General features: G+C 70.4%; 7 protein-coding genes. 1 reads left to right on the forward strand and 6 read right to left on the reverse strand.

Annotated features, from left to right (window positions below; all coding sequences use genetic code 11):
• The 3 genes from ispG to VFN12_RS02215 form a co-directional block, all read right to left on the reverse strand.
• Positions 1-990, reverse strand: a 990-nt coding sequence (ispG, locus tag VFN12_RS02205) for a flavodoxin-dependent (E)-4-hydroxy-3-methylbut-2-enyl-diphosphate synthase (RefSeq protein ID WP_325116916.1), incomplete at its 3' end; no start/stop codon positions are given.
• Positions 991-1,036: 46 nt separating this feature from the next.
• Positions 1,037-2,404 (reverse strand): site-2 protease family protein, encoded by a 1,368-nt coding sequence (locus VFN12_RS02210; protein ID WP_325116917.1) that lies wholly within the window; start codon positions 2,402-2,404, stop codon positions 1,037-1,039.
• Positions 2,401-3,534 carry a 1-deoxy-D-xylulose-5-phosphate reductoisomerase gene (locus tag VFN12_RS02215; protein ID WP_325116918.1) on the reverse strand — a complete coding sequence of 378 codons (1,134 nt, stop codon included), beginning with the start codon at positions 3,532-3,534 and terminating at the stop codon, positions 2,401-2,403. The genes VFN12_RS02210 and VFN12_RS02215 overlap by 4 nt, the downstream gene beginning before the upstream one ends.
• Here VFN12_RS02215 and gabT point away from each other — a divergent pair, their 5' ends adjacent.
• Entirely contained in the window at positions 3,535-4,890 is a 1,356-nt protein-coding gene (gabT, locus tag VFN12_RS02220; protein ID WP_325116919.1) for a 4-aminobutyrate--2-oxoglutarate transaminase, read from the forward strand.
• A gap of 11 nt (positions 4,891-4,901) precedes the next feature.
• Here gabT and VFN12_RS02225 read toward each other — a convergent pair whose 3' ends face one another.
• From VFN12_RS02225 to VFN12_RS02235, 3 genes are all read right to left on the reverse strand, one after another.
• On the reverse strand, positions 4,902-6,119 hold the full coding sequence (locus VFN12_RS02225) for a saccharopine dehydrogenase family protein (protein ID WP_325116920.1): 1,218 nt from the start codon (positions 6,117-6,119) through the stop codon (positions 4,902-4,904).
• A gap of 120 nt (positions 6,120-6,239) precedes the next feature.
• Positions 6,240-7,673, reverse strand: coding sequence for a gamma-aminobutyraldehyde dehydrogenase (locus tag VFN12_RS02230; protein ID WP_325116921.1), 1,434 nt, complete (start codon positions 7,671-7,673; stop codon positions 6,240-6,242).
• A 106-nt stretch (positions 7,674-7,779) separates the two neighbouring features.
• Positions 7,780-9,393: an amidohydrolase gene (locus tag VFN12_RS02235; protein WP_325116922.1), complete on the reverse strand. Its 1,614-nt coding sequence runs from the start codon at positions 9,391-9,393 to the stop codon at positions 7,780-7,782.
• Positions 9,394-9,604: the final 211 nt, after the last annotated feature.

Genomic DNA, 9,604 nt, shown 5'->3' on the forward strand with positions numbered 1-9,604 from the left:
ACCGAGGTCCGCCTCGCGGGCCTCACCGGGACCGTTGACGACGCACCCCATGACGGCGACGCGCAGCGGAACCTCGAGCCCGTCGAGGCCGGCGGTGACCTCGTCGGCGAGCTTGTAGACGTCGACCTGCGCGCGGCCGCAGCTCGGGCAGGACACGATCTCCAGCCGACGGGGCTTGAGGTTCAGCGACTCCAGGATCTGGATACCGACCTTGACCTCCTCGACCGGTGGCGCCGAGAGGCTCACGCGGATCGTGTCCCCGATGCCCTGTCCGAGCAGGTGGCCGAAGGCGACGCTCGACTTGATGGTGCCCTGGAACGCCGGCCCTGCTTCGGTGACTCCGAGGTGCAGCGGCCAGTCGCCGGCCTCCGCCAGCATCTCGTAGGCGCGCACCATCACGACCGGGTCGTTGTGCTTGACGGAGATCTTGAAGTCGTGGAAGTCGTGCTCCTCGAACAGGCCTGCCTCCCACACGGCGGACTCGACGAGGGCCTCCGGCGTCGCCTTGCCGTACTTCTCCAGCAGCCGCTTGTCGAGCGAGCCGGCGTTGACGCCGATCCGGATGCTGGTGCCGCGGTCCTTGGCGGCGGCCGCGATCTCCCGAACCTGGTCGTCGAACTTGCGGATGTTGCCGGGGTTGACCCGGACTGCCGCGCAGCCGGCGTCGATCGCCGCGAAGACGTACTTGGGCTGGAAGTGGATGTCGGCGATCACCGGGATCTGCGAGTGCTCGGCGATCTCGGGAAGTGCCTCGGCGTCGTCCTGGCTGGGGCACGCCACCCGGACGATGTCGCAACCGGCCGCCGTGAGCTCGGCGATCTGCTGGAGGGTGGTGTTGACGTCGGCGGTGAGCGTGGTCGTCATCGACTGCACGGAGATCGGCGACTCGCTGCCGACCCCGACCTTCCCCACGCGGATCTGCCGCGTCTGGCGGCGAGGAGCGAGCACCGGCGGAGGTGCTTCGGGCATGCCGAGGCTGATGGCGGTCATGGGGTGAAGGCTACTGCCGGCCGGGAGCCGGGCGGCAACCGAGCGATCACGACTGCAGGTGGAGCGGGACCACCAGGTCGCCCACGATCAGGACCACACCCATGATCAGCACGGCCGACCCCACGACGTAGGCGACGGGAAGGAGCTTGGCGACGTCGACGTAGCCGGGGTCGGGTCGCCTGCGCAACCGCGCCATGCCACGCCGGGCCGCCTCGTACAGCGCGCCGGCGATGTGGCCGCCGTCGAGCGGCAGCAGCGGGATGAAGTTGAACATGCCGATGAAGAAGTTGAACCCGGCGATCAGCATCAGGAGGAACACCGTCTTCTCCTGGACCGGGAAGGTCTCGTGGGCGACCGTCTCTCCCGCGAGACGGCCACCGCCCACGATGCTCACCGGGCTCTCGGGGTCCCGCGGCTCGATGCCGACGATCGCCTTCGCAACACCCCACACCTTGACCGGGAGGGTGGCGAGGGCCTCGACCGTGTCGACGGTCATGGTCCCCATCTCACCCAGCGTGTAGAGGGGGCCACCGGTGACGAAGTGCTGGGTGGGCGTCACCCCGAGGAAGCCGACCTGGCGCAGGGTCTCGTCGGTCAGCGACGTCGGCCGCGCCTCGACGGTGGTGTTGGTGGTACCGGTCATCCGCTCGCCGTCGCGCACGAAGACGATGACCGCGTCGCCGTTGTCGTTGTTGCGGATCAGGGTGCGCAGCTGGGACCAGCCGGTGATCTGGGTGCCGTTGAACTCGACGATCGTGTCGCCCGGGAGCAGCCCGGCCTCGGCTGCGGGACTCTGCGGGTCGGTGCTCCGGCAGTCGGTCCGCTGGTCGACGTACGGGATCACGCACTCCGAGACGGTCTCGATCACCGGCTGTCCGGAGTCGGGCTGGACATCGCTCGCGTTGCCGTAGGTGGCGAACACGGCGCTGAAGATGAAGAACGCGATGAGGATGTTGACCGTCGGGCCACCGGCCATCACGATGACCTTCTTCCACCACGCCATCTTGTAGAAGAGCCGGTCGGAGTCCTCGGGGCTGATCTGCTCCCACTCCGCGGCCCGGGCGTCGGAGATCAGCTGGGTGAACATGCCGGTGTTGGACTTCCGGACGCGTACGACCCGACGGCCCTGCTCGTCGTAGACCGGGTGCTCGCGGTCCTCGTCGAGCTCGTCCGCGCCCGGAGGGAGCATGCCCACGATCTTGACGTAGCCGCCCAGCGGGACGGCCTTGATGCCGTACTCGGTCTCGCCGCGCTGCGTGCTCCAGACGGTCGGCCCGAACCCGATGAAGTACTGGCTGACCTTCCCCCCGAACTTCTTGGCCGGGATCATGTGGCCGAGCTCGTGCAGGCCGATCGAGGCCAGGATGGCGACCACGAAGATCACCACCCCGAGCAGGTAGAACAGGGCGGTCATGCGGTCCCTTCGAGGAGCTCGGTTGCACGGCGGCGCGCCCACGTGTCGGCGGCGAGGACGTCGTCGACGGTGAGCTTCTCCTTCGAGGGTACGTCGTGCTCCCCCACGACGGCGGCGACCGTGGGCACGATGTCGACGAATCGCAGGCGCCCGGCCCGGAACTCGGCGACGCACGCCTCGTTGGCGCCGTTGTAGACCGCCGGGGCGGTGCCGCCCAGCCGCCCGACCCTCCGCGCCAGCTCCACGGCCGGGAACGCCTCGTCGTCGAGCGGGAGGAACTCCCAGGTCTCGGGCGTCGACCAGTCGACCGCGGGGGCGGCGTCGGGCACCCGGTCGGGCCAGCCCAGGCCGAGCGCGATCGGGATCAGCATGGTCGGCGGGCTCGCCTGCACCAGGGTCGATCCGTCGACGAACTCCACCATGGAGTGGACCACCGAGGTGGGGTGGACCACGACCTCGATCCGGTCGAAGGGGATGTCGAAGAGCAGGTGTGCCTCGATCACCTCGAGACCCTTGTTGACGAGCGTGGCCGAGTTGATGGTCACCAGCGGGCCCATGTCCCAGGTCGGGTGCGCCAGCGCCTCCTCGACCGTGACCTCGCCGAGCTGCTCGCGCGTCCGGCCACGGAACGGCCCACCGCTGGCGGTGAGCACCAGGCGGCGTACCTCGTCGCGGCGGCCGCCGCGCAGGCACTGGGCGAGGGCGGAGTGCTCGGAGTCGACAGGCACGATCTGGCCGGGCTTCGCGCGGTCGGTGACCACCGGGCCGCCGATGATCAGGCTCTCCTTGTTGGCCAGCGCGAGCGTGTTGCCGGCGTCGAGCGCCGCCAGGGTCGGCGCGAGGCCGACAGCACCCGTGATCCCGTTGAGCACGACGTCGCACTCGTGGGCCGCGGCCGCGACGGACGCCTCCTCGCCGAGGCCGTGGAAGGCCGGCTCGAACTCGGCGACCTGGCTCGCGAACAGCTCCTCGTTGGAGCCGCCGGCCGTGAGCGCCACGACCCGGAACCGGTCGGGGTTGGCGCGCACCAGTTCCAGCGCCTGCGTGCCGATGGATCCCGTCGACCCCAGCACCACCACGTCTCGTCTCCTCACGGTGGCATTCTGGCAGGCGGGTCCTAGGCTCTCCATATGACCGAACCCGCCGTCCAGAGCCGAACCGGTGGGCCGTCGCTCCCCCAGGAGCGCCGCCTCGTCACCGAGATCCCCGGGCCGGAGTCCCGCGCACGCCTCGACCGCAAGAAGCAACACGTCGCCGACGGCGTGGGGACGATGCTGCCGGTGTTCGTGGAGGCGGCCGGTGGCGGCATCCTGCGCGACGTCGACGGCAACTCCCTGATCGACCTCGGGTCGGGAATCGCCGTCACCTCCGTCGGCAACTCCGCGCCCGAGGTGGTCCGCGGGGTCCAGGAGCAGGTGGCCGCGTTCACCCACACCTGCTTCATGATCACGCCGTACGACGGCTACGTGGACGTGTGCGAAAAGCTGGCCGAGCTCACTCCGGGCGACCACGCGAAGAAGTCGGCCCTGTTCAACTCGGGCGCCGAGGCGGTCGAGAACGCCGTGAAGATCGCGCGCGTCGCCACCGGTCGCGACGCGGTGGGCGTGTTCGAGCACGCCTACCACGGCCGCACGAACCTGACGATGGCGATGACCTCGAAGAACATGCCCTACAAGCACGGGTTCGGGCCGTTCGCGGGCGAGGTCTACCGGGCCCCGATGTCCTACCCGTTCCGAGACGGGCTCTCCGGCGAGCAGGCCGCCGCGCGGGCGATCGACGTCCTCGACAAGCAGGTCGGCGCCGACAACCTGGCCTGCATCGCGATCGAGCCGATCCTGGGCGAGGGCGGCTTCGTCGTGCCCGCCCCCGGCTTCCTGCCGACCCTCGCCGCCTGGGCGGCGGACAAGGGCGTGGTCCTGATCGCCGACGAGATCCAGTCGGGCTTCTGTCGTACCGGCAGCTGGTTCGCCTGTGACGAGGAGGGAGTGGTGCCCGACCTGGTCACGACGGCCAAGGGCATCGCCGGCGGCCTGCCCCTCGCGGCGGTCACCGGACGGGCGGAGCTCATGGACTCGGTCCATGTCGGCGGCCTGGGCGGGACCTACGGCGGCAACCCGGTCGCCTGTGCGGCGGCGCTCGGCTCCATCGCGGAGATGGAGACCCACGACCTCGCCGCGAGAGCCCGCGCGATCGGCGGCACGATGCACGCACGGCTGACCGCGCTCCAGGAGCGGCACCCCGTGATCGGCGACGTCCGCGGCCGTGGCGCGATGATGGCGATCGAGCTCTGTGCGCCGGGCACCACCGACGCCGAACCCGCCCGGGCGGCCGCGGTGGCGGCGTACTGCCACCAACAGGGCGTGGTCACCCTCACCTGCGGCACCTGGGGCAACGTGTTCCGCTTCCTGCCCCCGCTGTCGATCCCGGACGCGCTGCTCGACGAGGGTCTCGACGTCGTCGCGGAGGCGTTCGCCGCGACTGCGTGACCAGGAGCGGACTACGCCGGATCGAGCTCCCGCTGACCCCACGGGCTGCCGTACCCGGTCAGCAGGTCGAGGAACGGAACCGCGTCGAAGGCCTCGGGCCCGAGCACGCCGCTACCGGACCAGGTGCCGGTGGCCAGCAGCTCGAGCGCGACGACCGGGTTGATGGCGGTCTGCCACACCACGCACTGGTGGCCGTACTCCTGCATCGTCCACTCGTTGTCGACAACGTGGTAGAGGTACGTCGACCTGGGCTCGCCCCCCTTGCCGGTCCCGGTCACCCAGAGACCGGCACAGGTCTTGCCCTTCATCCGCGGCCCGACCGTGGCCGGGTCGGGCAGGACTGCCGCCACCACGTCGCGCGGTGAGACGTCGACGCCCTTGACCCGCACCGGGTCGGTGCGGTCGAGGCCGAGCGTGTGCAGCACCTTGAGGATGTTGATGAACTCGTCGCCGAGCCCGTACTTGAAGGTCGCCCGCTTGCAGTCGACCCACCGGGGCATGAGGAGGACCTCCTCGTGCTCGACGTTGACGCACTCGACGGGGCCGATGCCCTCCGGGAAGTCGAACACCTCCGCCTCCGAGAACGGCGGGGTCGTGTGCCACTCACCGTCCTGCCAGATCACCGGTGGGTTGAGGCACTCCTCGATCGTGGTCCACATCGAGAACGACGGCGCGAAGACCTCCTGCCCGTCGTCGTCGGTCACCACCAGGTTGGCGCCGTCGCGGGTGCCCAGCTCGTCGATCTCGGAGAACAGGTGGTCGGCGGCGTACCGGGCGAAGACGTCGGACAGGCCCGGCTCGACGCCGATCCCGACCAGCGCCAGCCGACCCTCCGACTCCCACCGGTCCGCCTGGGCGAACTGCTCGTCGCCGAGCTTGACCCCGGGCTTCTCGTACGGCGCGTCCGGGTGCGGCTTCGACAGCGACATCGCCATGTCGAGGTAGTCGGCCCCCGCCTCGAACGCACCCTCGAACACCGGCATGTTGAACACCGGGTCCACGGCGTTCATCACGTGGGTGATCCGGTGCTCGCGGCACAGGGCCGACACCGACGCGGCGTCGGAGGCGTCGACCTGCGCGGCGACGTACCGGTCGTCGATGGCGGCGGCCTTGTCGGCTCTTGCCCGGTCGTAGTCGGCGACCACGATCGTCTCGAAGAAGTCGCGCCGGGCGGCGATGGCGGTGAAGGCGCCACCCACTCCCCCGGCGCCGATCAGCAGAATCCTCATCTCGCGTTGCCTTTCGTCGCACGGGGTCTCGACCCGCGCGTCACGACCTCGTTCCTCGGTCGTGGCGCTTGCTCGACCCTGCTTCGCCACGCGGGCCGTTGGTACCTCACGGTCCGCTGCTCAGTCGCCGATGTAGGACATCACGTGCTTGATCCGCGTGTAGTCCTCGAGCCCGTACATCGACAGGTCCTTGCCGTAGCCCGAGTGCTTGAAGCCGCCGTGGGGCATCTCGGAGATGAACGGGATGTGGGTGTTGATCCACACGCAGCCGAAGTCGAGCTTCTTGGCCATCCGCATCGCGCGCCCGTGGTCCCTGGTCCACACGCTGGACGCGAGGCCGTACTGCACGCCGTTCGCCCAGGCGAGCGCCTCGGCCTCGTCGCCGAACTTCTGCACGGTGATGACCGGGCCGAAGATCTCGGACTGGATCTGCTCGTCGTCCTGCTCGAGTCCGGACAGCACGGTGGGCTCGTAGAAGTAGCCGGTCTCGCCCTGGCGGCTGCCGCCGGTCTCGAGGGTGGCGTGGTCCGGCAGCCGGTCCACCATGCCGGTCACCCGGTCGAGCTGCTGGGGGTTGTTGAGCGGACCGTAGAGCACGTCCTCGTCGTCGGGCATGCCGGTGCGGATGCCCCTGGCCGCCTCGGTCAGGGCCGCGACGAAGTCGCCGTGCACGCCCGGGCCGGCCAGGACGCGGGTGGCGGCGGTGCAGTCCTGACCGGCGTTGAAGTAGCCCGCCTCCGAGATCGACGCCGCCGCGGACTCGACGTCGGCGTCGTCGAACACGATCACCGGCGCCTTGCCACCGAGCTCGAGGTGGACCTTCTTCAGGTCGGCCGCCGCGGATCCGGCGACCTCCATGCCCGCGCGGACCGAGCCGGTGATCGCGACCATCTGGGGCGTCTTGTGCTCGACCAGGGCGCGGCCCGTGTCGCGGTCTCCGCAGACGACGTTGAGCACGCCGGGGGGCAGGAACTCCTGGGCGATCTCGGCGAGCAGCGTCGACGAGGCCGGGGTCGTGTCCGAGGGCTTGAGCACGACGGTGTTGCCTGCCGCGAGCGCGGGCGCGATCTTCCAGATCATCATCAGCAGCGGGTAGTTCCACGGGGTCACCTGACCCACCACGCCGATCGGCTCGCGCCGGACGAACGACGTGTGGTCGGTCATGTACTCCCCCGCCGACTTGCCTTCGAGCACCCGGGCGGCGCCGGCGAAGAAGCGGAAGTGGTCGGAGGCGTAGGGCATCTCCTCCGACATCGTCAGGCCCAGCGGCTTGCCGGTGTCCTTGCACTCCACGGCGTTGATCTCCTCGACGCGGCCCTCGATCGCGTCGGCGAGCCTGAGCAGGGCGGAGGCCCGGTCCTGAGGGGTGCTGCCTCCCCAGGACTCGAACGCCCGGTCGGCCGCGGCGTACGCCCGGTCGAGGTCCTCGGCCCCCGACATCGGCGCGGTCGCGTAGACCTCTCCGGTGGTCGGGTCGATGACGTCGTAGGTCTCCCCCGACGCCGAGTCGACGAGCGTGCCGTCGATGACGTTGCGGAACTGCGTGTCAGCCATGCGTTGCCTTCCGGGGGTGATGTGAGGTGAGCCGAGCCTAGCCACGGTGGTGCGGAATCTGTAGGCCCGGGCGTACAGATGGGCTGATTCCGTCGTTTCGCACGTCTCAGGCTTCGAAGACCGGCACTCCATCGATCCACGTCGAGACCACGCGGGTCGCGCCGACCTGCTCCGGTGGGCCGTCGAACGGGTCGCGGTCGAGCACCACCAGGTCGGCGGGCGCCCCGGGCGAGAGCACTCCGGCGTCGTCGCGGTGGTTGATCCACGCGGAGCCCGACGTGTAGGCGGCGAAGGCCGTCTCCAGCGGGATCCCCTGCTCCGGGAGGAAGGGCTCGCGTCCGGCACGGCCCTCCTCGCCGTACGTCGTGCGGGTGACGGCGGTGTGGATCGCGGCCAACGGGTCGGGGCTGGAGACCGGCCAGTCGCTGCCGGCGACGAGCCGGGCGCCGGCCCGGTGCAGGTCGCCGAACGGGTACTGCCACCCAGCCCGCTCCTCACCGAGGAAGGGCAGCGTCAGGTCCGTCATCTGCTCGTCGAGGCAGGCCCACAGCGCCTGCATGTTGGCCGCGACGCCGAGGGGCGCGAAGCGCGGCACGTCGTCCGGGTGGACCAGCTGCAGGTGGGCGATGTGGTGGCGCCGCGCCGGGTCCGTGCCTTCGAAGGCGTCCAGCGCCTCGCGCGCCCCACGGTCCCCGATCGCGTGGACGTGCACCTGGAATCCGGCCGCGTCGAGTGCGGCGACCGCCTCGCGGAGCGCGTCGGCGGTCAGGAACGAGTGACCGAGGTTGTCGGTCGGGTGACCGCAACGGTCGAGGTAGGGCGTGCTCATGGCGGCCGTGAAGTTCTCCGCGACCCCGTCCTGCATGATCTTGACCGTCGTCGCGCGGAACCGGCCGCCGGTCATCGCCTCCCGACGGCCGACCAGGTCGGCGACCTGCTCGACGCCCTGCCGCCGCTCCCACCACAGCGCGCCGACGACCTGCGAGCGCAGGTCGCCGTTGGCGGCTGCCCTGGTGTAGGTGGAGGCCGGGTCGTGCATGCCCGAGTAGGCGCCGACGATCGCGTCCTGCCACGCCGTGATGCCGAGCGAGTGCAGGTACGACTGTGCCGTCAGCAGCGCCGCGTAGTAGTCGTCGCCGGTCGGACGCGGGAGGTGACGGGCCACGAGCGAGGTTGCTCCCTCGTGCAGCGTGCCCGACGGCCGGCCGTCGGTGTCGCGCTCGATCCGACCGTCGGGCGGGTCGGGCGTCCGCTCGTCGACGCCCGCGATCTCCAGCGCGCGACTGTTGACCCACGCGCCGTGGTGGTCGCGGTTGGGCAGGTAGACGGGGCGGTCGGCGACCACGGCGTCCAGCTCGGCAGCGGTCGGTGTTCCCCCGGGGAAGGCCGGCATCGCCCATCCGCCTCCCAGGATCCACGCGAGGTCGGGGTGGGTCGCCGAGTACGCAGCGATCGTGGCCAGGTACTCCTCGCGGGTCCGTCCGGCCGACAGGTCGCACCGCAGGCGCTCGAGACCGCCCTGGATCGGGTGGACGTGCGCGTCGACGAAGCCCGGCGCCAGGAGGCCACCGCCGAGATCGACCAGGTGCTGCCCCGGGGCGGCCACCTCGTCCTCGGGGCCGACGGCGACGATCCTCCCGCCCTCGACGGCCACCGCGCCCGGGCCCCGGTGCCGGTGCCCGTCGAAGAGCGTGCCGTTCCGGAACACCAGCCGCGTCATGGCTCGTTCCTATCAGGTCGGCCAACAATATGGCCCTCCGCAACCGATTCCGTTTCAATTCCCCCTGTCAGCCACGGATTCGCTTGCCGTTTTCGATCCGACCATTCACGATGGGCTCATGACTCACCCGGACTACGACCACCTCCAGCGCGCCGCCAAGGACCACCTCTGGATGCACTTCAGCCGGCACTCGTCGTACGAGCAGGCCGAC

This window comes from Nocardioides sp., from assembly GCF_035703625.1.
Classification (GTDB): domain Bacteria; phylum Actinomycetota; class Actinomycetes; order Propionibacteriales; family Nocardioidaceae; genus Nocardioides.